This is a genomic window from Paenibacillus oleatilyticus (assembly GCF_018998565.1).
Lineage (GTDB): Bacteria > Bacillota > Bacilli > Paenibacillales > NBRC-103111 > Paenibacillus_G > Paenibacillus_G oleatilyticus.
In genome coordinates this window covers 1-225 of the sequence record NZ_JAHNZO010000231.1, presented here as the reverse complement: position 1 = coordinate 225, position 225 = coordinate 1, and the positions used below count along the sequence as shown (strand labels likewise).

The following is a 225-nucleotide window of genomic DNA, read 5'->3' as shown; positions in this document are numbered from 1 at the left end:
TCGCGGTATTAACTAGTAAAACTAAGGATGATTCAGCTTTACGCTTTGTTTCGTTATCCAGTTTTCAAGGAACAAATGCCATCACTGTCTTTAACAGCGACAAAATTTATCTTACCACACTCGCCTACTCTTTTCAAGAGGCAAGTTTTGGTGGAGCCAAGCGGGATCGAACCGCTGACCTCCTGCTTGCAAGGCAGGCGCTCTCCCAGCTGAGCTATGGCCCCA

Annotated in this window: 1 tRNA gene; it reads right to left on the bottom strand. The window is 47.1% G+C overall.

From position 1 onward, the window contains the following. Positions 1-148: 148 nt before the first annotated feature. Positions 149-224: transfer RNA gene (locus KQX66_RS37135), tRNA-Ala, on the bottom strand. Position 225: the final 1 nt, after the last annotated feature.